This window comes from Emticicia aquatilis, from assembly GCF_014644295.1.
GTDB lineage: Bacteria > Bacteroidota > Bacteroidia > Cytophagales > Spirosomataceae > Emticicia > Emticicia aquatilis.
The window spans coordinates 657,741-680,225 of the sequence record NZ_BMKK01000001.1; the positions used below are offsets into that span (position 1 = coordinate 657,741).

Genomic DNA, 22,485 nt, shown 5'->3' on the forward strand with positions numbered 1-22,485 from the left:
AAGAAATCATATTTTGGGCAGCTATAGTTGCCCAATTTTTATACCTTGGTTTTAATCATAATAATTGTACCTTGCCCAATAGATGTATCAATCATTAATTCGCCATTTAGGTGTTCTTTTACTCTAAAACCAATATTTTCTAAGCCCTTCCCATTATTAGCATTATTTTTTATTTCAAATCCTCGGCCATCATCCTCTATCAATACTGTCAATTTATCATCATTTTGTTTAAAAACTACCGATACTTCAGTTGCTTCTGCGTGTTTACGGGCATTATTGATACATTCTTGAATAATTGCATATAAAGCCATTTCTTTAATTGAATCTAATCGATTATGTAATCCATTATTTTGAATTAACACCTTCGGATTTGCGGATTCGTTATACATTTCGGTCAGCATGGCTACCAAACCCAGCTTAGTAAGCGTACTCGATGCCAAACTATGCGAAATATTCCGTACTTCTTCGGTGGTTAAATCGAGCATTTCGTAGCTTTTATGAAGCACTTCCAGTTCTTGGGTTTGTAGCTGCTTATTTTTTGACAATACCGAAAGATTGATTTTTAAAGCCCCAAGTAGCCCACCAAGTTTATCATGTAAATCTTTGGCAATTCGTTGGCGTTCGTTTTCTTGTACTTGTGACTCTATCTCAAAAACCTCGGCTTGTAGTTTTTTCTTTTCGTCTTGAGCAATCTTAAACTTTAACGACAAACCGAGTGTAAGCACATACATTTCAAACATCGTACAGGCATAATAATAAGTGTGAATATCTTGTACGGGCATGTGATGAATATCTGAAATAGTCTCCCAAAAGCCCATCAATAACACAGGAACGGTTGCTAATAAAAATAACCAAGCAGGTTTATATTGCAAACGTAGGCTTCGATAAAGTAAGAAAATAGTAAGCGAACAAAGTAGGAATATAAAAAAATAAAACAAAAATCGGTATTCATAGACATTCCACCCAAATGTGATAAATAGCGTAACGAGCATTACAGTCCCGACGGCCACGCCATTGATAGCCCGATTAATGTAGCCACCTTTATCATAACCATAAACCAAAAATTCACGAGCAAAAAACAAATAAAACATTGATGCAAATGAAGTCGGTATTCCGTAAAAGTTTTTAGTGCGAATAATATCAGGAATTTTATCGAAAATCAGATAATAATAATCGTTATAGACGAGCATCATTGTGAGTGATAAAAACACGCACAATAAATAATAGAGATAGAGTTTTTCTTGGAAAAAGAAAAACAATGCCGAACCAAAAAGCAACAAAAATACCATACTACCAATATAAATGCTTTGCAGAAGGTCGTTGCGTTTGATAAAGGCTTTGGCCGAATTATGGCTAAACAATCGAAACGGCGATACACTCAATGGGTAGTTGAGGGTACGCACCCTCACATAAACAATATTGATTTGATGTGGTAAAAGCTGGAACGTAAATGTAAGATATGGACTTGAAAACTCTCTCGCATTGAAAGGAATGTGAGTGCCTGTCAGACTCGCCCGCAAAAGTTGCTTTGTAGGTTCAGCAACTTGGTAACATTGCAGACTGTCTATTCCCTTGCTTACCAAAGAAAACACACGAGGGACAACACCATTATTAATAACACGAAACTTCAACCATAAATAAGATTGATTGCTACCAAAACTAATCGTATTTTTGGGTAACTTCTGAAAATTAGTATTTGACAGAATCTGATGGAAAGAAATTTGCCCATTTGGGTCAAGCAAATAGGTAGTTTGATTAATAATCTCAATTTCTTGGTCAGTTTGATTGATATTGATAGGACTTGTTTGTGCGTAAACACTCACACACAAACAACAAACCAACGAGAATATGATGGATAACTTTATCATAAAAGTCCAGCTTCAAAAGCTATTCTAATCAATTCGGCAGAGTTCTTAGCTTTCATTTTGTGGATGAGGTTATCTCGATATTCATCGACTGTATATTTTTTCAGGTTTAAAGCAATAGCAATATCTTCGGTACGAAAGCCTCTTGAAATGTATTCTAATACTTCTTTTTCTCGTTTAGTAAGCGAAATGGCATTGACAAGCGAATCTTCTACCTCAATATCTCGTTGTTTTCCTTTCAAAATTGCTTCTACTTCTTTTTGTAGATAAATACCTCCTTTGGATACCGTCAGAATAGCAGTCTCAATCTCTTCAATGGAAGTATTTTTGAGCAAATAACCTTTCGCTCCCAAATTTAATGATTGTTTAATAAAAGTCGAGTGATTAAAACTTGAAATAATAATTGCCTTAACAGTATCTTGTTTTGAACGCAACTCTTCTAAAACATCTAATCCTGATGCACGTGGTACATCATTATTGATAACTGGCATATTGAGGTCGAGAAGAATAATTTCGGGATTATATAATTGAATGCTCCAAAGGGTATCTTTACTGGTGTGGCAGATGGCCACTATTTCAAACTTATTGGTTGCTTTTAAAATATCACTGACTGTTTCGGCTAAAAGTTTATGGTCATCAGCAATTAAAAGTCGAATTTTAGTCATTAGGCTTAGGTTTTACAGTGCTTACGTCAAAGATAATATTTTTAGACTCATGCCATAATTAAATGCTTGTGTTTAAGCATTTTTTTGAATAGACTCATACGGCGGCGTGACACTGTAATTGAGCGTTGGTTAGGCATAAGTATCTCACGGCTAAAATCATTGGGCATAACATACTGGATATTAACCAAATATGACTTATGAATGCGATAAAAGTACTGGCTGTCTAATCGTTTTTCGACATCTTTGAGAGTAACCGCTATGATTTCCATACGGTCTTGATAATAAATGCGGGTGTAGTTGATATCAGCTTCACAAAATAGAATCTTATCGGGCGAAACTTTAGTCCGAATGTTAATCATTACATCTTTCATGGTAGTTTAGTTTTTGGGCATATATGAATTAAAATCAACAGCAAAAGTCGTTTTATCTCCCAAAAATTGTGTATGTGTAGCGAGAAGTACACAAATAAAGCGATTGAAAAAATCATAGCCAACCCCTATAAATGGGGGTATTCGCAAAAACATTTCATATTTTGTGCTTATCAATTAAAAAGGCACAAATCATTCGATGATTTGTGCCTCGCAACATAAGTTAAGATGTAAAAATTATTAATCTTTTTATTTTATAACTTCACCCTAACCACACTCGTGTACTGCCCTCTGATGATAATTTCTTGACCATCGACTACAATTTTTACTGCTTTATTGGCAGGATTATGCCCCCAATATGCTGTGTAAAGAATATCCTTACTATCATCGTCACGTTTTTTCATCACTAACGGAAAGCCTTTGATAAAAGCCTCGGTCGGGAGTTTGTTATCGCCCGTCACTCGACGGCCATCGGGAAGCGTAACATCGGGATATTCGATGGGTGTATTGGCATCAATAATATCTTTGTTTACGCTCATTGCCCACACACCTGCCATGAGCCAATCAATATTTTTTTGTGATTGAAACGGATAACTCGAAAGTCGTTCACCAAAACGGTTTTCTCGGTACTTTTCGGTGTCGAGTTCCATAGCTTTACTTCCCCACAAATCAGGATTATCTACTTTGATGTTTGGGTCGCTCCAAAGGTCAATACCATCAAGCCACATACTCCAAACGCCCCAACTTTGCATCAAATCGGGCGGAACGATTGGCTTAGTTTTGATTCTAAAAACTTCTCCGCTTGATGTTCGGTGCGTTTGCTCGCCCAATTGCCAGTCCATTGCTTCTACTTCGTGCCAAATATTGGCCAAAGCCTTTTTTGTTGGTTCTATTTTCTTTGAGATAAGCCCTTCAGTCATTAAGTGATAAATCGTACCTACATTCCGTAAATCATTGCAATAATTCCCAACCTGCGACACCGTTACGGCATCTCGCACCGAATTCCAAACATTTCGTGTTGGAAATATAGAAAATGCTCGATTATATGCTTCAAAGCCACTTCCTTGCCATTTTAGCACGTTTGTCATTCCTTGAGCGTCTCGTTCTCCTTCAAACTTTGCACGGCTCACACCTCTCGGATTCAGACTCCAAATCGCAAATTCGCCCTCGGCATTCTGGCGTTTGAGTTCTTGCAAAGCAATACCGATTTTCCCGATGCTTTTACTGCTGTTCCAAACTCCAATTGGCTCAAAATTGAGGCTCAGATAACCAGTTTTTATATTTGGACTTACCACCTCTGCAAAATTTTTGCGTAAAACATTGGCATCTACCCTATCGAGCCACTGATTTACCACCTCTTCGGTAGTTGTATAGGCCTTCGGGCAGCCAGATTCATACAACCAATTATCATAATCCATCCACGCTCTACGAGCTGCATTTGGAGCGTTATGTACATAGGTCACACCTCGTTTCATGGCTTTTTCGCCATCAATATCAGTTCCTGATAAATACGAAAACTTCACGATTTTACCTTTTGGGAGCGTAAATTCAGGAAAAGCATCATAAAAATCGGGTAAGATACTTTCGCTCACATATTGGGCAGGATTCCAGAAATAAATAGCATTACTAATAGTATCAGTTGTCATACGTTTGCCTGGAACTGTAATATATTGTTGTAACCAATTACGGGCGTTCCAATGTTTACCCTTTTCTGTATAAACTTCAATTACGCTAAGGTCGAAACCTGCCATTTCCGAAATATCTAAATTCTGTAAAGCAGCTGTATTCGATTTTTCGCCTAAACCAATATAAAAACCCTTTTCGTAGTTCTTATCATTCATAAACGGCCTGCTCCATTGTTCGTCGCTTAACCTACCGTTTTCAACTTTAAGTTTTGAAAGCACTTCACGCACCGAGCCGTCGGCACGTAGATAGTTGAATCCATCCGTTACTTTCGGGAAACCCGAAAAATTCACATCAATACTTTTTCCTCGTCGAGTTGTCGATAGCAAAGGAGGCTGAGTTTGCGGTAAAGTTGTAGGTTTTTCTTGCGGAATTGTGTTTGGTTTTTCTTTTGAAGGGACTGTTGACTTGGTTGAGTTTGTAGCATCAATGGCTTTTTGTCCGCACAAAATTACGGTTGTGCCATCAGGTGTTTTTTGTGCTAAACAAAATTGCGGAATGACAAAACTTTTCGGCATTTCAAGCCCACCATTGGCCGTTGGTTCGGCAAAATACTGCACATAATTTTTATAGTTTGTTACAACATCAGAGCGTGAAAGCATATTTGCCCCACGCACCACAAAGCTGTCCATTTCGCCCTGAATCACAAACATTTTATCGCCATCGAGCCAAGCTCTGAGCGGTTGATTAGTAGCTTGCCATTGCCCGATAATTTGTCCGTGACGGGGACGTAAAATTAGCTTTCGGAACTGAGCCGTGGCATCAAAAAAAGCAACAATCAGCAATAGTACAGCAAAGTTTTTTCTCATTAAAATAAAGTTTAAAAGCTAAATCAAGTCAAATTTATGAACTTTCAACGAAAAGCAGTTATATTCTATTGAGTCAAAATCGAAATGAGTTGTTCTTCATCACTCACAAATGTTTTTTCAGTATCTTTGAGGCTTACTTTTTAACCTTTCAACCTACATGAAACAATTAGTTTTACTTGTATCCATCTGGATAGGTTTTAACCAATTATTTGCACAAATTCCAACTACAATTCCCATCGAAACGAGTCAAAATGCGTTAGTACTGCACATTGATAAAGATAATCGAGTAGGCGTTGCGTATTTTGGAAAAAAACTTCGACAAAACTCTGAGTATGAAATTTTAGCAAAATCGCTCAAATACAACGATAATAACGCAGGAATTTATAATTCTATCTACACGCCAAGTGGCTCTTGGAATCTGGTAGAACCTGCTTTAGAAATTCTCCACGCCGATGGCAATACTTCATCTGACTTGAAACTTGTTAGTTATAGCACACAAAAAATTGACGAGAATGTTTCGCAAACTAATATACTTCTGCGTGACCCAGTTTATGCAACAGAAGTAACCTTATCATTCAAAGTTTATTTCAAAGAAAACGTCATTGAGCAATGGAGTAGCATCAAAAACCAAGAAAAGAGTGGCATTTTGCTCAAAAAATATGCTTCGGCTAACCTTTACTTCGTAGCCAAAGATTTTTATCTGCACCACTATCATGGTAGTTGGGCCAAAGAAATGAAGCCCGAAGACACCAAACTTACGGCAGGAATCAAAACCCTCGACTCTAAGCTGGGAACAAGAGCTAATTTGTATCAGCCACCAACTTTTATGCTTTCGTTCGACCGCCAAGCTACCGAAGACGAAGGCAAAGTCTTACTCGGAACATTGGCTTGGTCGGGCAATTTTAAAATAGATTTCGAGAAAGACTCCTATGACAACTTACGCTTGCTGGCGGGCATTAACCCACATGCGTCTGAGTATTCGCTTACTCCCAACGAAGAATTCCGTACACCGTCATTTATTTATACATATTCAGAAAACGGACAAGGCGAAGCCAGTAGAAATATGCACGATTGGGCCAGAAAATACCGAATTTTAGATGGTGAAGGCAATCGTCTAACACTTCTGAACAACTGGGAGGCCACTTATTTTGATTTTGACGAAAATAAACTGACGAGCCTTTTCAAAGGAGCAAAAGATTTGGGCGTTGATATGTTTTTACTTGACGATGGCTGGTTTGCTAACAAATATCCACGCAATGGCGATACCGCAGGCTTGGGCGATTGGCAAGAAAACAAGAAAAAGTTGCCTAACGGCATCGGATATTTAGTAAAAGAAGCTACCAAGGCTGGCGTAAAATTTGGCATTTGGGTTGAGCCTGAGATGGTCAATCCGAAATCAGAATTATACGAAAAGCACCTCGATTGGGTCATTCGTGAGCCAAATCGCCCCGAAGTTTATTTCCGCAATCAATTACCGCTCGATTTAGCCAATCCCGAAGTACAAGATTTTGTGTTTGGTGTTCTGGACGATTTATTTACTAAAAACCCAGAACTCGCTTTCATCAAATGGGACTGCAACGCCGTGACTTATAACGCCCACTCAATGTATTTGGAGCGGATAAAAAAGCCTCAAACACACTTGTATGTTGATTACGTAAAGGGGCTTTACAGCGTTTTGAAGCGAATCCGTGCCAAATACCCAAAAATACCAATGATGCTCTGCTCGGGTGGTGGTGGCCGTGTAGATTACGAAGCCTTGAAATACTTTACCGAATTTTGGGTATCTGACAATACCGACCCAATGGAGCGTATTTTTATGCAATGGGAGTATTCGTACTATTACCCAGCTATTGCCCAATGCAACCACATAACCGATTGGAGTAAAGTTGGTATTAAGTTTCGTACCGATGTAGCCATGATGGGTAAAATGGGTTATGACATCGTAGTAAACAAATTAGACGAAAAAGAACTTCTTTTCAGCCAAAATGCACTAAAAAACTACGCAAATCTTAAACAAACGATTTGGCATGGAGATATGTATCGCTTGGTAAATCCTTTTGAAAATCAAATGGCATCTGTGCAATTTGTAAGCAATAAAAAAGACCAAGCTGTGATGTTCAATTACTTGGTAGATAACCGCTACGACCTTAATTCATTGCTCTCAAACACCAAGCTAAAAGGCTTAGATGCCAGCAAAAAATATAAAATCAAGGAAATAAACGTTTATCCTGGAACAAAATCGTCTATCAACGAAGAAACTATTTATTCGGGCGAATATCTGATGACAATCGGCATCAATCCAAATCTTTCACACCGACGCACAAGTGTAGTGCTTGAAATCAATGAAGTAAAATAACAGATAATTGATTATAGTATGAAAGCAGTCGATAGAACCTTATCGACTGCTTTCTTGTAAAGATTTACTTCTTATATATGCTGTTTTTCCATCATTTTAAGCCCATAATTACGTATCGTTGTTATGAGTTCTATGATTTCCTTTCCTTGTTCTGTTAGGCTATATTCTGTCTTTGGTGGCACTACCGCAAAAACTTCACGGTGGATGTAGCCATCTTCTTCCAATTCTCTGAGCTGCGTAGTCAGCATTTTATCCGAAATATGCGGAATATCCTTTCGCAATTCTCCGTAACGCATGGTTTGGTCTTTCAATCTCCACAGAATGGGAGCTTTCCAAGTTCCACCAATTTGTTCCATCACCAGCTGCACTGGATTATAGTAAACTTTCCCGTTGTATATAAAATCTGACATACTAACTATCTGTTTATCAATTACTTTCTAAAAAGTATGTATCGCACTTTTGGGTTATACTATTGGTAAAAGTAGATACAGTTTGCAGATTTGCAAAGTAAAATTTAAAAAACATTGATAAAATCCAACAAAAACATGATAACAGAAGTAAACAATTACGTGCATTTTCATGGTGCACCTACGAAAGGAAGAATCTTAATGGTGGCAAGTTCGCCAAGCGTAAGTAAACAAACGGGCTGGCCGATTGGCTTTTGGGCAGCAGAATTAACCCATCCTTTGAGAGTGTTTCAAGAAGCTGGCTATGAAGTAGAATTGGTTTCGACCGAAGGCGGAAAATTAGAAATGGACGGATATTCCAATCCAACCGATGCCAGTGGTTATTCGGCACATGACGTAATTTCTCTGGGGTATTTACAAAAACCTGAGTTTAACGCCATGCTCGAAAATACCAAAAAGCTAACCGAGGTTGATGCCGCTAATTATGATGCCATCTTTTTGGTGGGTGGTCAAGGGCCGATGTACACTTTCAGAGGCAATCATGAGTTAGAAAAGCTATTCGTTGCTTTTTATGAAGCCAACAAACCAAGTGCCGCCGTGTGTCATTCAACTACCTTGCTTTTAGACGCAAAAAAATCTGATGGCGACTTAGTAGTAAAAGGAAAAACTTGGACAGGCTTTGCCGATGCCGAAGAAGAATTTGCCGACCAAGCCGTAGGTATGAAAATTCAGCCGTACAGAATTGAAGCAGAAGCCAGAAAAATAGCAGAAACTACCTTCAAAGTAGCTGCACCTTTTAGCTCTTATGCCATCGAAGACGGAAATTTGATTACAGGACAACAACAAAATTCGGGTGCAGCCGCTGCCGAATTGGTAGTGAAACAATTAAATAAATAACACAATGAATGCTATTAATTGGTTTGAGATTCCCGCTCTTGATTTAGAAAGAGCCTTTCAGTTCTACACTTCGGTCTTGCACGGAAACGTAAGAAAAGGAACATTTGGCAATGGTGAGTTAATTTTATTCAATGTGCCTTTCAATACTGGCGAGGCAGTTGGGGGTTCTATCGTAGTGCGTGAAGATTTAAAACCTACTACCGATGGAGCAGTAATTTATCTCAATGCTTTTGGGAAACTGAGCAGTGCTGTCGAAAAGGTTGAAAGTGCTGGTGGAAAAGTAATCATTCCCGAAATGAATCTTGGCAAATTTGGTTTTGCAGCTATCATCATTGATAGTGAAGGAAATAAAATCGGCTTGTTGTCTGATGAACAATAAAACAACTCTGCTTTTAATGGTAATGTTTCTTCTGCGAAACATTGCCATTGCCCAAATTCCCGTAGAAGTTTTTGCGGGTCATAAGAAAGCCTCTGTCGATATCATGTTTTTCAAGTTCTTTAAAAACAAAGCAGGGCAGCCATCAAAATTCTTGTTTTTCAACCGAAACCGAGCGAGTATTGACTATGCCATCACACAAACCACCAACTTACCCCAATTCGGATTCACAGAGGCCTTCAGCTACAACCACCCAAAACTAAAAGGTTTTGCTCCTGTGGCGGTGGTTCAAATACTAAACAGAGGCATTTCTCCGAAAGCAGGTATCCAATTTGCAAAAATCACCAAAAATTATACGATTTTCAGTTGGGCAGTTTCCGAAACCCTCAGTAAACCGAATATAGACTTTTTCTTTTTGGGCCGATATACCCCAAAACTGACCGATAAACTCAATTTATTTTCACAAATCGAACTCATCAATAGCTTTCCATCTAATCAACAAAATATCCTCGCATTCACACAACGATTTCGGCTGGGTTTAAAAATAAAAGAATTTCAGTTTGGTGCAGGTTTAGACTTGACCCAACAGGGAAAGGGTGTTTTCATCAAAAACGAAAATTTTGGAGCATTTACACGATATGAATTTTAGAAAATGATAGTAAAAAGAAATTTTGATTTGCGAAAAGTGTTTCAGAATATTCGTTCAGAAACACTCACAACGCTACTCGTGGCAACAAGCGTTTTTGCTTTGCACACATACAAGGCGATTGATATTGCTTTACCGTTTTCTATTGCAGGAATTTTAGGTTCTGCATTGGCTATTTTTATTGCCTTCCGCAATCAGAGTAGTTATGCTCGATGGTGGGAAGCTCGCACTATTTGGGGTGGAATCATCAACAATAGTCGCATTTTTGCCCGACAAATCATCGCAAACGTCGATAACGCCGTGGCAATCGGCAAAGCCAATAAGCAGGAAGCCGATTTATACAAAAAAGAAATGATTAACCGTCAAATTGCCTTTGCTCACAGTTTACGGCTGCATCTCAGAAAGCAAAATACCACAGAAGAATTTCGGCATTTACTCACTGAAAGCGAGTATGAAAACCTCAAAAACAAGCAAAATCGGCCAAATATTTTGCTTCAAATGCAAGGCATTAGAATAAAAGAAGCCATGCAAAAGGAAATGTTGGGGGCTTTTGATAATATTAGTATGGAACCTAATTTGGCAACTTTTAGTAATTGGCAAGGAGCTTGCGAGCGTATCAAAAACACGCCACTTCCCATGAATTATCAATATTTTACTAAATTATTTCTCTATGTTTTTATTTTTGTATTACCTATTTGTCTAATTGGCGATTTCAAAAAAATGAACATCGACTGGATGCTCATTCCTGTGAGTTTTATCATCAGTTTTGTATTTTCGGTCATGAATAAAGTAGGCGAAATCAACGAAAATCCTTTTGAAAACAACATTTCGGATATACCAATGACGGCACTCTGCAATACTATCGAACGGGATTTAAAAGAAGCTCTGGGCGAACCTTTGCCCAAAAAATTAGAAGCAAAAAATGGATATTTATTTTAAAATCAACAATATATGAAAATAGCAATTATTGGTTCGGGAAATGTTGGAGGAGCATTGGCACAACAATGGGTTAAGGCTGGTCATACGGTTTTAATCGGTGCAAAATTTCCTCTAAGCGACAAAAACATCAATTTGGCAACAAAAATTGGTGAAGATAGATTTGCAGCCATCGAAAATGCCGTGAAGCAGTCGGAAGTGATACTCATTGCCACGCCACCGACGGCAATCTTTGAGGTTTTAGAACAATTGGGCGATGTATCGGGCAAAATACTCATTGACGCCACCAATTCGGTAATGAAAACACCCGAACCGTACAAAACGGTGTATCATTGCTTGGCCGACAAAACCAATGCCGAAGTCGTAAAATGTTTCAATACTACGGGTTTTGAAAATATGCTAAACCCCAGCTACAACGGCGAAGGAATTGATATGTTTATGGCTGGCGATAGCGATAAAGCAAAAGCAGTGGCCAAGCAACTGGCTTTAGACTGCGGATTCGACACCTGCATAGATTTTGGAAAAGCCGATAAAGTAGAATTACTCGAAAAATTTGCCCTTTCGTGGATAAACTTAGCCATCATGCAAGGTCATGGCCGAGATATGGCCTTCAAGGTTATTCGCAGATAAGCGATTTGAGGCGTATTTAATTATAAAATAACTCGCACTTATAAACGATTTTCTTCGTTTTACTAAAAGTCACCTAATCAGATGGGTGACTTTTTTAATTTTATTCTAATTCTTTTGGTCGTATTTTTGTTATTCTAAAAAGAAAAAAACATTACCACATGAAAAAATATTTTCTCGCTGCCTGCATAGCGTTTTCATCATTAGCAAATGCTCAAACGCTTATCGAAGACCAATTTCAGTTTAATTTTTTGGCACTTAACCCTGCCTTTGCGGGTGCAAGAGAAACTTTCAGCATGAATGCCATGCTCGGAAACCAATTTAACGGAACACTTCGCCCACAACAAATCTATCAACTTTTCTCAACCGATGGAGCAATTCAACAAGGTCGTGGTGGTTTGGGGCTACAAGCCTTCAATAGTAATATTGTTGGATTTAATAATTCGGGCGTAAAAGTTTCCTATGCCTACCGCAAACAAGTGGGTGATTTATTCTCGGTCGGCCTTGGAGCTGATGCAGGCTTTATTTATCAACCTACACTTTTGGCGGGTCTTGGTCTAAAACAAATGTATCCGTATGCAGGTTTGGGAGGTTTGCTAAATGCCGAACGTTTCTACGTTAGTCTTTCAAAACCAGTTCTTTTCATTAACGACGAGGGTCTTTTCAATAGTAAAAAACCTTTTTATACAATGTTGGGTTTTTCATTAGGTGAATACGACGGCACGATGTTTAATATCAGTGCCTTGATTGAAACCAATAAGGCAGTTGGAAATGGTTTTTACCTTAATGGGAAAGCATGGTTTGGCCGTAAGTTTGGTTTAGGTGTTTCGTATCGTTCGCAAGAAGTGAGTGGAGCAAGAACCAATAAACTCATTCCGATGGCCGAATTTCAAGTATCAGATGCCATCCGTCTCGGAGCATCTTACGACGCTAAACCGCCAACCTTTAATAGTTCGGGGTCGCCTACAAGCAATTTCCAACAAAGAGGCATTTTACAGATTTATTTCCGATATGAGGGTCGTGGCGATGAACGTAGTACCAATCGTTTGAAATATTATTAATTAGAAGGTTTCGATGAAAACTGAATTTGCTTATAAAAAGCAGGATTTTGCATTAATCATCAAGCATTAAACATTAATCATTAGTTTATCTATTTGAATTTTGCAAAAAAAATGTTACTTTATAGAATACGTACTGTAACTTTGCACAGATTATAAAGTTTACTCATTTCCGACATATACCATAGTTCAATGGACCAATTTTCATACATTGCCAATGCCGACGTAGCCGCATTGGACGCACTTTACCAACAATACAAAGAAAATCCAACTTCTGTTGACGAAAGCTGGCAGAATTTCTTCAAAGGTTTTGAATTCAATCAAACATTTAATGGCTCAAACGGAGCAACAAAGGCTTCAACAAACGGAGCTCCCGTAAGTGCAGAGCATACCCGCAAGGAGATGGAAGTTGTTCATTTAATTCGTGGATACCGTTCACGTGGACACTTACTTTCTAAAACTAACCCAATCGGCGGACGTAAAGACCGTCAACCGATGCTCGACCTTTCTGACTTTAATCTTTCTGATGCAGATTTAGATACTGTATTTGAAGCTGGGGTAGAATTGTTCGGAGAAGCCGCTACACTCCGCAAAATTGTAGATGCTTTGAAGAAAGTTTATCTCGGAAAAATTGGGTTTGAATACCTTTACATCAGAGATAGAAAAGCAAAAAACTGGTTGCGTAAGAAAATCGAAAACGAATATTTGTATTTCGACCCAAGCCGTGACCAAAAACTTCGCATTTTTGAGAAATTGAACGAAGCTGTAAACTTCGAGAATTTCATTCATACAAAATTCTTAGGTAAAAAACGTTTCTCGCTCGAAGGTGGAGAGTCAACGATTCCAGCCCTTGATATTGCAATCAACCGTGGAGCAGAGCTTGGCGTTGAAGAAGTTGTAATAGGAATGGCTCACCGTGGACGTTTGAACGTTTTGACAAATATCTTGCAAAAGCCTTATGAGCAAGTATTTAACGAGTTTGAAGAAAACGTAACGCTTGAATCATACAGCGATGGTGACGTAAAATACCACATGGGTTACACCAGCCAAGTGGAAACACCAGAAGGCCACCGTGTAAGCTTAAAACTCATGGCGAACCCTTCGCACTTAGAGGCCGTAAATCCAGTAGTGGTCGGTTATGCACGTGCCAGAGCAGATGCTCACTTCGAGAAAGCGGCCGTAAAACCAAACGACCGTGACGATATTTATGATAAAGTATTGCCAATCTTAATTCACGGTGATGCAGCCGTAGCGGGTCAAGGTATTGTATATGAAGTAACACAAATGTCGAACCTTCCTGCGTATTACACAGGCGGAACGCTCCATTTTGTAATCAATAACCAAGTAGGTTTCACAACCGATTTTGATGATGCTCGTTCGGCAATTTACTGTTCTGACATCGCAAAAATCATTGACGCCCCAATCTTCCACGTAAACGGCGACGACCCCGAAGCAGTTGTTTACGCTATGAAGTTGGCAACAGAATTCCGTCAGGAATTCAACCGTGATGTATTCGTTGACATGGTTTGTTACCGTAAATATGGTCACAACGAGTCAGACGAACCACGTATGACTCAGCCGACGATGTACAAAACCATCGACTCACACGCTAATCCACGTGAAATTTACTTACAAGAATTAATGACTCGTGGCGAAGCCGATACAAAATTTGCCGAAGAAATGAAGAAAAGTTTCGAGGGCGAATTGCAAGACCTTTTGGCGAAAGTAAAACAAAAACAATTGCCTTACCAAAAACCAAAATTGGAAGAGGCTTGGGAAAAACTTCGTCGTTCGGTACCAGAAGATTTCGAGAAATCGCCAGCAACAGGTATTTCACAAGAAGTAATTGACAAAGTTGGAAAAGCATTATCGAATGTTCCAGAAGGATTTAAGCCTTTAAAACAAATCGAAAAGATTTTAGATGAAAGAAAAGCAATCTTCGCTCAAGACAAACCATTCAACTGGTCGGTAGGTGAATTGATGGCTTACGGTTCGATTCTTAATGAAGGAAAATTTGTTCGTTTCACAGGTCAGGACGTACAACGTGGTACATTCACGCACCGTCACGCAGTATTGCACGACTCTGAAACCAACCAAAACTATAACAACTTGTCTCATTTAGGCGAAGGACAAGGCAAATTCGAGATTTATAACTCATTATTATCGGAATACGGTGTAATGGGATTTGAATATGGCTACGCAATGGCCAACCCTGATGCACTCGTAATTTGGGAAGCACAATTCGGTGACTTTGCCAACGGAGCTCAAACCATGATTGACCAATTCATTTCAGCCGCTGAGTCGAAATGGAACTCAATGAATGGCTTGGTATTATTATTACCACACGGTTATGAAGGTCAAGGCCCTGAGCATTCAAATGCTCGTCCAGAGCGTTTCTTGCAACTGGCGGCTGAATATAATATGTACGTTTGTACGTGTACTACGCCAGCCAACATTTTCCACATGTTGCGTCGTCAATTAGCATTACCTTTCCGCAAGCCTTGTGTTCACTTATCTCCAAAATCAATGTTGCGTCACCCGCTGGCGGTTTCAGCAATGAGCGATTTTGCCGAAGGAACAAGCTTCCAAGAAGTTATCGGAGATAAATACGCCGACCCTAAAAAGGTAAAACGAGTATTGCTTTGCAGCGGAAAAGTGTATTACGATTTGCTCGACAAACAACAAAAAGAAGGTCGCACCGATGTAGCCATCGTGAGAGTTGAGCAGTTGCACCCATTCCCGAAAACGCAAGTTGAGGCGGAATTAAGCAAGTATAAAAAACCAGAAATCCTTTGGGTACAAGAAGAACCTGAAAACATGGGTTATTGGTCATTTGTATTGCGTGAATTCCCAGAAGTTGGTTTGGGTAATGTAGTAGCTCGTAAATCGAGTGCTTCGCCAGCAACAGGCTTCACGAAGGTACACGCAAAAGAGCAAGCCGACCTAGTTGAAAGAGCTTTTGCAGCCAAATAACACCAAAGAAACTAAGTTAGCCTTAGAAAATGTTGATATATAATAAAGAAGAAAAAAAAGCAGTAGAAAAATAGAATCATCATGGCAATAGAAATGAAAGTCCCTTCGGTGGGCGAATCAGTAAGCGAAGTAACCATCGCTTCATGGACAAAAAAAGACGGTGATTTAGTCAAAATGGATGAAGTTATCTGTGAATTGGAGTCAGATAAAGCCACATTCGAACTACCCGCCGAAGCCGACGGAATTCTAAGAATAGTAGCCCCAGAAGGTACTACCCTACCCATTGGAGCATTAATATGCAAAATTGAAGCTGCGGGAAGCACAGCAGCAGCACCTGCGGCAGCTGAAGCTCCAAAAGCAGCGGCCGAAGCTCCATCAGCACCAGTTGCTACCAAAGTAATTGATGTAGTCGTACCAGCAGTTGGCGAGTCAATTTCTGAAGTTACGATTGCCGCTTGGAGCAAAAAAGAAGGCGATAGCGTAAAAATGGATGAAGTTATCTGCGAACTCGAATCAGATAAAGCCACTTTTGAATTGCCTTCACCAGAAAACGGAGTATTGACAATCGTTGCTCAAGCAGGACAAGTTGTGCCAATTGGCGGAGTAGTAGCTAAGATTACGGTAGGTGCTTCGGCGGCAACAAGCCAACCAACACCAAGCATAGCACCAACTACAAGTACAGCACCAGCAACTTCTGATTCAAGCTATGCAGCAGGACATCCATCACCAGTAGCAGCCAAAGTTTTGGCCGAAAAAGGTATTGACCCAGCAACGGTTCAAGGCACTGGCATTGGTGGACGTATCACAAAAGATGATGCTGTGAAAGCTGAAAAACCGGCAGCAGCTCCAGCACCACAAGCAGCAAAACCGGCAGCAACTCCTGCACCAGCAGCCCCTACTACACAAGGAGGCAGAGCGTCACGTCGTGAAAAAATGACTTCATTGCGTAAGACAATCGCCAAACGTTTGGTTGCTGTAAAACAAGAAACAGCTATGCTCACGACCTTCAACGAGGTTGACATGAAACCAATCATGGACTTAAGAGCAAAATATAAAGATAAATTTAAAGAAGTTCACGGCGTAGGCTTAGGCTTTATGTCGTTCTTCACGAAAGCTTGTGCAATTGCATTGAAAGAATTCCCTGTGGTGAATGCTTACATCGATGGCGATGAAATCGTGTATAACGACTACGCCGATATTGCGATTGCAGTTTCTGCTCCACGTGGTTTAGTAGTGCCAGTAATTCGCAGTGCAGAACAAATGAACTTCGCTCAAATCGAGTCAGAAGTAGTCCGTTTAGCAGGAAAAGCACGTGAAAACAAACTCACGATTGAAGAAATGACGGGCGGAACATTCACCATCACTAATGGTGGTATTTTCGGTTCGATGCTTTCTACACCAATCATCAACGCTCCACAATCAGCTATCTTAGGTATGCACAATATCGTTGAGCGTGCTGTAGTAGTAAATGGAGAAATCGTTGTTCGTCCGATTATGTACGTGGCTCTTAGCTATGACCACCGCACCATCGATGGTAAAGATTCAGTTAGTTTCTTAGTAAGAGTTAAACAACTCTTAGAAGACCCAACAAGAATTCTTTTGGGTGTGTAATCATGACTAAGTGGGAATACTTAACTCTTAAAATTCCAGCCTATGAGTCTGATTTCTTTTCGTCTGCTAAAGTTAGAATGACAGAGTTAGATGATATTTTGAGAGATTACGGCAATGATGGCTGGGAATTAGCCAGTCAATCCTTCACAGGAGACATCCGTTGGGGAACTGGTGATATGGTTTTGATTTTCAAAAGACCGAAAGAATAAATTTGGTAAAAATATTATTCGTCTCAATAAAAGAGATAAGCAAAAATATGCAATACGACGTAGTAGTAATAGGCTCAGGGCCTGGAGGATATGTGGCGGCGATTCGCTCGGCACAATTAGGCAAAAAAGTTGCCATCATCGAAAAATACAGTGTTCTGGGGGGAACGTGTCTGAACGTTGGATGTATTCCATCAAAAGCCCTCCTCGACTCTTCGGAGCATTTCTATAATGCTGCTCACCACTTTGCTGACCACGGTATTGAGATTCCTGCCCCAGTGGCAAATCTTGGTAAAATGATTGGCCGTAAAAATGGTGTTGTTGAGAAAATGAACGCAGGTATCAATTTCTTGATGAAGAAAAACAAGATTACAGTTCACAATGGTCTTGGTTCATTTGTTGACAAAAACACCATTAAAGTTACCAAAACTGACGGTTCGGAAGAAACAATCACAACCCAACAAGTTATCATTGCCACTGGCTCGAAACCAACGATTCTACCTTTCATGAACTATGACAAGAAAAGAATCATCACGAGTACAGAAGCTTTGAGTTTAACTGAAATTCCGAAACATTTAATCGTTATCGGTGCGGGTGTAATCGGTGCCGAATTAGGCTCAGTTTATGCTCGTTTGGGTGCAAAAGTTTCGTTTGTAGAATTTGCCGATTCGATGATTCCGACAATGGATAAGACAATGGGCAAAGAATTACAAAAATCAGTTAAAAAACTTGGAGCTGATTTCTTTTTCAATACGAAAGTAACGAAAATCGAAAACTCAGGCGAAGAAGTAACCGTAACTGCCGAAGCTGCCGATGGAAAACCAGTTGAAATCAAAGGTGACTATTGCTTGGTTTGTATCGGTCGCCGTGCATATACTGACGGCTTGAATTTAGAAGCCGTTGGAGTAGCAACTGACCGTGGCAAAGTTGTAGTTGATGAACATACTTTAGAAACCAACGTAAAAGGTATTTATGCTATCGGTGATGTAGTTCGTGGAGCAATGCTCGCACACAAAGCCGAAGAAGAAGGCGTTTTTGTAGCCGAAGTAATGGCAGGACAAAAACCACATATCAATTATAATCTTATTCCTGGGGTAGTTTATACTTGGCCAGAAGTTGCCTCGGTTGGTGCAACCGAAGAAGAACTAAAAGCCAAAGGTGTAGCCTACAAAGCTGGAAGTTTCCCTTTCAAAGCTCTCGGCCGTGCAACTGCCAGTGGTGATACCGATGGTTTAGTAAAGGTTTTAGCCGATACTGCTACTGATGAAATTCTGGGCGTACACATCATTGGTGCAAGAGCTGCTGATATGATTGCCGAAGCCGTAACAGCAATGGAGTTTAGAGCAAGTGCCGAAGACATCGCTCGTATTTCGCACGCTCACCCAACATACATGGAAGCTTTGAAAGAAGCCGCTTTAGCAGCAACTGCCAATCGTGCGATTCACTCGTAAGAAAAAGGTTATATCCATAAAAAAAATGCCTTCTAATAACTTAGAAGGCATTTTTTTTATATTACTTTATTTCATAAATATGAGATTTAACAGCATACATGGCCAATCCTACCCTTGTTTTAATTTCCAATTTCTCGAAAAGAGCATCTCTGTACCCCTCAACTGTCCGAGGACTGCAACACATTCGGTCGGCAATTTCTTTGTAGGTTAGTTCGGTGCAGACATAACTTAGAAACTCTAATTCTCGCTCACTTAATTTGATTTCATTAATCGTTTTTCTCTCATCTTTCTTCGATAGATTCATAAAAACTTTGCTCGTTGCCCACGCAGGAAAATACATTCCTTTATCGACCAAGTTTTTAAGAGCAACTTCTAATTCGGTCGGATGTACATTTTTATGCAAATAGCCTTTTGCACCTGCTTTAATCATTTTTATAAGCGAATCGTCATCATCTTGCACCGAAAGTGCCATCACAACAATATCGGGATAGTTATCGGTGAGCCACTGGGTTGTCTCGAAGCCATTCATAATTGGCATCGAAATATCCATCAAAACAATATCAGGGATATTGACTCTGACCTTAAATTTATCCATCAAAACCTTACCATTTTCGGCCTCATAAAGCACTTCAAAACCGCTAAAACCTTCAATTATCGAACTGATGGCTTTGGCAATCAATAAGTGGTCATCTACTACTACTACTTTGTATGTCATAGCCCCTACTTTTAGTAAATCATCAAATTAAGTTTCGTTCCTATTCCTATTTCAGATTTTAGCTCGAAACCAGCTCCAATTTCGTTGGCTCGGCGTTTCATGTTCGATAATCCGATACCGTCTTTTTTGATATTTTGGTCGAAACCAATACCATCATCTTCAATTGAAATCAATGTTTTAACGAAGCCTTCGCTCGAAGCGAAGGCTTCGTTTTCTGAAATTATGATTGTAATATTCTTACATTTTGAGTGTTTAAGACTATTTTGTATAAATTCTTGCAATAATCTGAACACAGCATTTTTCTTTTCAAAATCTAAATCAATGCTATTTAAATCGGTTTTGATTTTTAACTTTACGCCTGTCTGATTTATCAGTTTTGCTTCCTCTTCCAATAAAGCGATTAAATCAGAGTGGGCTAATTGTGGTTGCACTAACGATTTTGAGAGCTGACGTAGGTCTTGCAGAGATTCATTGAGTAGTTTTGATATTTGCTCAATTTTTTGATTCTGTGCTGGATTTTCATGACTCAATTGATTTGAATATATCGAAGCCAGCGTCAGTTTCTGCCCGACGTTATCATGGATTTCTCGGCCAATATCTCGCATCGTTTGGGTCTGAATCTCGACTTGTCGGCTCAATAATTCTTCTTGATGAGTTTTACTTATTATCTGTTTTTCAGTTTCGTGCAAGATTCTTCTTCTGCGATATTGGGCAATAAAGATGATGATTCCACTAATAAAAATCAGCAGAATTATATTCGCAATAACGATAAAGATGGTTATTTCTCTTTCCCCCATATAAAACTGATGCTAAAGCAGACATACATTAAAGTCCCCAAAATCAAGATAATATGTGTATATATCAAAAAGAAATCATAGTTTTTCAGTAAAGCATTAAACAAACCGTAGTAGGGAAAGCCACCAAGATAATACAATAAGATTCCTAAGCTTACCCAAAATGAACGTTGATTATAAAATGTTAGCAGTTGTTTTTCATTGATGAGTTGATAAAAATATGAAAAAACCAATATTAGCAAAATCAGATTAGCTACCGAAAAAGACATCGACATCGTAATATGTCCTTCTTTCGGAATAAAATAATATTCTAATACCCAACACAATACATAAACAAGAGTACTGATATAAAAAGCTCTATATTTTACTTTGATGATTTGACTTAACAACCAGAAAAGGAATATAAACTGTACTGGAAAACCCACAAAACGATAAAGCAGATTGTTTTCTGAATAAAGCTTTTGTGCAGCCAAATACCACCCAAATAGCTCAATAGCCGCAACAACTCCGATATAAAATGGGAATAACCTCCAATGGATTGCATCTTTTTTATCAAAATAATATACCCCTATCACGAACGCCAATACTTCAGAAATTCGCACACAATGCCTTAATATTTCTATGCTTTCCATTTTTAATCTTTGATTTTATCATTTGACGGTAATGGCACAACACCACATTTGCTTTTATAATCGAAATACGGAAGCAAAGTTGCCCCTGAACACGGAATTTTATTTCCAATCGGCATTACAATTTTATCATTTGAAGGCTCGGCCATTCTTGCACTTCCACCTGGTGGATATGGTGGAACCAACGAGCCACCATTAATAATATTTGGGTCGTCATATTCGCTGCTTGAACTTGTGCCATAAGGCATCAAAATGTATGCTTTATTAATACCACTTCCCGCTTGAGCAGGAATTTCCTCTCTAACATTACGCAAACTATTCATAACATCTACCATGTGTATTGGTTTTCCATCACTTCCAATTCTTCTTGGGTCAAAATCTATATCATAAGTCCCGTCAAAATAGGTAGGAACGAGCATTAATGTATGATGATTTTTATATGAAGGACTTATATGTTTTTTGAGATAATCATATTTATTCCATTGAGCCATATCATTGGGATATTGGATGAAATAAAAGCGAATACCTGTGGTGAGCGAGCTTTTTGCCTTCATATCAGCAATAAAGCTTTCCAGTTTAGTTAGACTGAACCAAACAGACCTTGAATCTGAAGCATAACTTTCTTTCTTAGTTCCAAAATTCCGTGTAGGATTGATATAATTTAAGCGAAAATTAGTTCCCATCATATCTGCTAAGCTGGCATCGACCAAATCGTAGGCGGGAGCGAGTAACTTAGGTTTATTTTCATCAATTGGCTTGAATCCTGTAAATAAAAAGATAGATAACCACAGGAGATTGGTAAGAATCAGCAATTTTTTCATAACAAAGAGGCATTTAAGTTTATAAATAACAGTTGAATTATTGTAAATGTAAAAAGTAAAAATCAAAATTCAACACCCACATTTTTGCAACTTCTTGAAACGTTTACATTAGTAATATTTTATGCAAATTACTGCGTATTTCTCCTTAATAAATACCGTTAAATAACGGTTTTCTACTCCGCTAAAAACGGTTTTTATTTCCGTTTTTCATCCCTGTTTTAGTTTTGATTTTTAGATGAGTTTTGCATGGTCAAATCAACACTTTTGCAACCATGAAACAAACAAGCATTTCAATTGGAGGAAGGCAAAATGTCAACCCCAAAGAAGTCATTCGCCTACAAGCAGATATTAATTATACTCGTGTATTTCTTGCCGATGGCAAAAAAATACTGGTAGCTACTACACTCAAGGAAATCGAAATTCGGTTTTCGGCTTTCCCAAAATTCGTCCGAATCAATAAGTCAGTCATTATCAATATTGACTGCATCAAGTATATCAATGACGAACAAATCATTTTCCAAAATGGCGAAACGCTTACACCCTCTCGACGACGAAAAAAGGCCTTTTTTGCTATATATCACCATTAATTTAA

At 39.0% G+C, this 22,485-nt stretch carries 21 protein-coding genes; 12 read left to right on the forward strand and 9 right to left on the reverse strand.

Annotation, left to right across the window (positions count from 1 at the left end):
- Nucleotides 1-38: 38 nt before the first annotated feature.
- The 4 genes from IEX65_RS02805 to IEX65_RS02820 all read right to left on the reverse strand — a co-directional run bounded on the left by IEX65_RS02805 (nucleotide 39) and on the right by IEX65_RS02820 (nucleotide 5,390).
- Nucleotides 39-1,868 carry a sensor histidine kinase gene (locus IEX65_RS02805; protein ID WP_188764438.1) on the reverse strand — a complete coding sequence of 610 codons (1,830 nt, stop codon included), beginning with the start codon at nucleotides 1,866-1,868 and terminating at the stop codon, nucleotides 39-41.
- Entirely contained in the window at nucleotides 1,865-2,530 is a 666-nt protein-coding gene (locus IEX65_RS02810) for a response regulator (RefSeq protein WP_188764440.1), read from the reverse strand. The genes IEX65_RS02805 and IEX65_RS02810 overlap by 4 nt, the downstream gene beginning before the upstream one ends.
- 47 nt (nucleotides 2,531-2,577) lie before the next feature.
- The gene (locus tag IEX65_RS02815) at nucleotides 2,578-2,889 is read right to left on the reverse strand and encodes a LytR/AlgR family response regulator transcription factor (protein WP_188764442.1); all 312 of its coding nucleotides are present in this window, start codon (nucleotides 2,887-2,889) and stop codon (nucleotides 2,578-2,580) included.
- A 263-nt stretch (nucleotides 2,890-3,152) separates the two neighbouring features.
- Nucleotides 3,153-5,390, reverse strand: a complete 2,238-nt coding sequence (locus tag IEX65_RS02820) for a hypothetical protein (protein WP_188764444.1) — start codon at nucleotides 5,388-5,390, stop codon at nucleotides 3,153-3,155.
- Nucleotides 5,391-5,547: 157 nt separating this feature from the next.
- Between IEX65_RS02820 and IEX65_RS02825 the strand changes: the two genes are divergently transcribed.
- Nucleotides 5,548-7,746, forward strand: a complete 2,199-nt coding sequence (locus IEX65_RS02825; RefSeq protein WP_188764446.1) for an alpha-galactosidase — start codon at nucleotides 5,548-5,550, stop codon at nucleotides 7,744-7,746.
- 71 nt (nucleotides 7,747-7,817) lie between these two features.
- Here the strand turns inward: IEX65_RS02825 and IEX65_RS02830 are convergent, their stop codons facing one another.
- Nucleotides 7,818-8,156 carry a winged helix-turn-helix transcriptional regulator gene (locus tag IEX65_RS02830; protein WP_188764448.1) on the reverse strand — a complete coding sequence of 113 codons (339 nt, stop codon included), beginning with the start codon at nucleotides 8,154-8,156 and terminating at the stop codon, nucleotides 7,818-7,820.
- 135 nt (nucleotides 8,157-8,291) lie between these two features.
- Here IEX65_RS02830 and IEX65_RS02835 point away from each other — a divergent pair, with 135 nt between their 5' ends.
- From IEX65_RS02835 to lpdA, 10 genes are all read left to right on the forward strand, one after another.
- Nucleotides 8,292-9,050, forward strand: a complete 759-nt coding sequence (locus tag IEX65_RS02835) for a type 1 glutamine amidotransferase domain-containing protein (RefSeq protein ID WP_188764450.1) — start codon at nucleotides 8,292-8,294, stop codon at nucleotides 9,048-9,050.
- Between the two features lie 4 nt (nucleotides 9,051-9,054).
- Entirely contained in the window at nucleotides 9,055-9,429 is a 375-nt protein-coding gene (locus IEX65_RS02840) for a VOC family protein (protein ID WP_188764452.1), read from the forward strand.
- On the forward strand, nucleotides 9,419-10,075 hold the full coding sequence (locus tag IEX65_RS02845; protein ID WP_188764455.1) for a hypothetical protein: 657 nt from the start codon (nucleotides 9,419-9,421) through the stop codon (nucleotides 10,073-10,075). The genes IEX65_RS02840 and IEX65_RS02845 overlap by 11 nt, the downstream gene beginning before the upstream one ends.
- Nucleotides 10,076-10,078: 3 nt before the next feature.
- A complete protein-coding gene (locus tag IEX65_RS02850; protein WP_188764457.1) occupies nucleotides 10,079-11,011 on the forward strand; it encodes a bestrophin family protein in 933 nt (310 codons plus the stop codon).
- Between the two features lie 12 nt (nucleotides 11,012-11,023).
- The gene (locus IEX65_RS02855; RefSeq protein WP_188764459.1) at nucleotides 11,024-11,638 is read left to right on the forward strand and encodes an NADPH-dependent F420 reductase; all 615 of its coding nucleotides are present in this window, start codon (nucleotides 11,024-11,026) and stop codon (nucleotides 11,636-11,638) included.
- A 158-nt stretch (nucleotides 11,639-11,796) separates the two neighbouring features.
- Nucleotides 11,797-12,696, forward strand: a complete 900-nt coding sequence (locus tag IEX65_RS02860; protein WP_188764461.1) for a PorP/SprF family type IX secretion system membrane protein — start codon at nucleotides 11,797-11,799, stop codon at nucleotides 12,694-12,696.
- Nucleotides 12,697-12,885: 189 nt separating this feature from the next.
- A complete protein-coding gene (locus tag IEX65_RS02865) occupies nucleotides 12,886-15,666 on the forward strand; it encodes a 2-oxoglutarate dehydrogenase E1 component (RefSeq protein WP_188764463.1) in 2,781 nt (926 codons plus the stop codon).
- Nucleotides 15,667-15,747: 81 nt separating this feature from the next.
- Complete coding sequence (gene odhB, locus IEX65_RS02870) at nucleotides 15,748-17,277, forward strand: 2-oxoglutarate dehydrogenase complex dihydrolipoyllysine-residue succinyltransferase (protein ID WP_188764465.1); 1,530 nt, start codon at nucleotides 15,748-15,750, stop codon at nucleotides 17,275-17,277.
- A 2-nt stretch (nucleotides 17,278-17,279) separates the two neighbouring features.
- Nucleotides 17,280-17,486, forward strand: coding sequence for a DUF4177 domain-containing protein (locus IEX65_RS02875; protein ID WP_188764467.1), 207 nt, complete (start codon nucleotides 17,280-17,282; stop codon nucleotides 17,484-17,486).
- Between the two features lie 47 nt (nucleotides 17,487-17,533).
- A complete protein-coding gene (gene lpdA / locus IEX65_RS02880; protein WP_188764469.1) occupies nucleotides 17,534-18,934 on the forward strand; it encodes a dihydrolipoyl dehydrogenase in 1,401 nt (466 codons plus the stop codon).
- A gap of 61 nt (nucleotides 18,935-18,995) precedes the next feature.
- On the opposite strand, the gene IEX65_RS02885 is transcribed toward lpdA, so the two are convergent.
- The 4 genes from IEX65_RS02885 to IEX65_RS02900 are packed head-to-tail and all read right to left on the reverse strand — an operon-like array spanning nucleotide 18,996 to nucleotide 21,893.
- Entirely contained in the window at nucleotides 18,996-19,649 is a 654-nt protein-coding gene (locus IEX65_RS02885; RefSeq protein ID WP_188764471.1) for a response regulator transcription factor, read from the reverse strand.
- An 11-nt stretch (nucleotides 19,650-19,660) separates the two neighbouring features.
- Nucleotides 19,661-20,446 (reverse strand): sensor histidine kinase, encoded by a 786-nt coding sequence (locus IEX65_RS02890; protein ID WP_188764473.1) that lies wholly within the window; start codon nucleotides 20,444-20,446, stop codon nucleotides 19,661-19,663.
- Nucleotides 20,428-21,075 carry a hypothetical protein gene (locus IEX65_RS02895; RefSeq protein ID WP_188764475.1) on the reverse strand — a complete coding sequence of 216 codons (648 nt, stop codon included), beginning with the start codon at nucleotides 21,073-21,075 and terminating at the stop codon, nucleotides 20,428-20,430. The genes IEX65_RS02890 and IEX65_RS02895 overlap by 19 nt, the downstream gene beginning before the upstream one ends.
- Nucleotides 21,076-21,077: 2 nt before the next feature.
- Entirely contained in the window at nucleotides 21,078-21,893 is an 816-nt protein-coding gene (locus tag IEX65_RS02900) for a hypothetical protein (RefSeq protein WP_188764477.1), read from the reverse strand.
- Nucleotides 21,894-22,165: 272 nt separating this feature from the next.
- On the opposite strand from IEX65_RS02900, the gene IEX65_RS02905 reads away from it, so the two are divergent.
- The gene (locus tag IEX65_RS02905; protein ID WP_188764479.1) at nucleotides 22,166-22,480 is read left to right on the forward strand and encodes a LytR/AlgR family response regulator transcription factor; all 315 of its coding nucleotides are present in this window, start codon (nucleotides 22,166-22,168) and stop codon (nucleotides 22,478-22,480) included.
- Nucleotides 22,481-22,485 lie beyond the last annotated feature (5 nt).

What these genes read in the sequence shown, in the direction of transcription:
- IEX65_RS02835 (WP_188764450.1), top strand. Translation starts at nt 8,292, where the DNA reads ATGATAACAGAAGTAAACAATTACGTGCATTTTCATGGTGCACCTACG.
- IEX65_RS02845 (WP_188764455.1), top strand. Translation starts at nt 9,419, where the DNA reads ATGAACAATAAAACAACTCTGCTTTTAATGGTAATGTTTCTTCTGCGA.
- IEX65_RS02905 (WP_188764479.1), top strand. Translation starts at nt 22,166, where the DNA reads ATGAAACAAACAAGCATTTCAATTGGAGGAAGGCAAAATGTCAACCCC.
- IEX65_RS02805 (WP_188764438.1), bottom strand. Translation starts at nt 1,868, where the DNA reads ATGATAAAGTTATCCATCATATTCTCGTTGGTTTGTTGTTTGTGTGTG.
- IEX65_RS02840 (WP_188764452.1), top strand. Translation starts at nt 9,055, where the DNA reads ATGAATGCTATTAATTGGTTTGAGATTCCCGCTCTTGATTTAGAAAGA.
- IEX65_RS02830 (WP_188764448.1), bottom strand. Translation starts at nt 8,156, where the DNA reads ATGTCAGATTTTATATACAACGGGAAAGTTTACTATAATCCAGTGCAG.
- IEX65_RS02900 (WP_188764477.1), bottom strand. Translation starts at nt 21,893, where the DNA reads ATGAAAAAATTGCTGATTCTTACCAATCTCCTGTGGTTATCTATCTTT.
- IEX65_RS02855 (WP_188764459.1), top strand. Translation starts at nt 11,024, where the DNA reads ATGAAAATAGCAATTATTGGTTCGGGAAATGTTGGAGGAGCATTGGCA.
- IEX65_RS02815 (WP_188764442.1), bottom strand. Translation starts at nt 2,889, where the DNA reads ATGATTAACATTCGGACTAAAGTTTCGCCCGATAAGATTCTATTTTGT.
- odhB (WP_188764465.1), top strand. Translation starts at nt 15,748, where the DNA reads ATGGCAATAGAAATGAAAGTCCCTTCGGTGGGCGAATCAGTAAGCGAA.
- IEX65_RS02895 (WP_188764475.1), bottom strand. Translation starts at nt 21,075, where the DNA reads ATGGAAAGCATAGAAATATTAAGGCATTGTGTGCGAATTTCTGAAGTA.
- IEX65_RS02850 (WP_188764457.1), top strand. Translation starts at nt 10,079, where the DNA reads ATGATAGTAAAAAGAAATTTTGATTTGCGAAAAGTGTTTCAGAATATT.
- IEX65_RS02890 (WP_188764473.1), bottom strand. Translation starts at nt 20,446, where the DNA reads ATGGGGGAAAGAGAAATAACCATCTTTATCGTTATTGCGAATATAATT.
- IEX65_RS02885 (WP_188764471.1), bottom strand. Translation starts at nt 19,649, where the DNA reads ATGACATACAAAGTAGTAGTAGTAGATGACCACTTATTGATTGCCAAA.
- IEX65_RS02865 (WP_188764463.1), top strand. Translation starts at nt 12,886, where the DNA reads ATGGACCAATTTTCATACATTGCCAATGCCGACGTAGCCGCATTGGAC.
- IEX65_RS02860 (WP_188764461.1), top strand. Translation starts at nt 11,797, where the DNA reads ATGAAAAAATATTTTCTCGCTGCCTGCATAGCGTTTTCATCATTAGCA.
- IEX65_RS02820 (WP_188764444.1), bottom strand. Translation starts at nt 5,390, where the DNA reads ATGAGAAAAAACTTTGCTGTACTATTGCTGATTGTTGCTTTTTTTGAT.
- IEX65_RS02825 (WP_188764446.1), top strand. Translation starts at nt 5,548, where the DNA reads ATGAAACAATTAGTTTTACTTGTATCCATCTGGATAGGTTTTAACCAA.
- IEX65_RS02875 (WP_188764467.1), top strand. Translation starts at nt 17,280, where the DNA reads ATGACTAAGTGGGAATACTTAACTCTTAAAATTCCAGCCTATGAGTCT.
- IEX65_RS02810 (WP_188764440.1), bottom strand. Translation starts at nt 2,530, where the DNA reads ATGACTAAAATTCGACTTTTAATTGCTGATGACCATAAACTTTTAGCC.
- lpdA (WP_188764469.1), top strand. Translation starts at nt 17,534, where the DNA reads ATGCAATACGACGTAGTAGTAATAGGCTCAGGGCCTGGAGGATATGTG.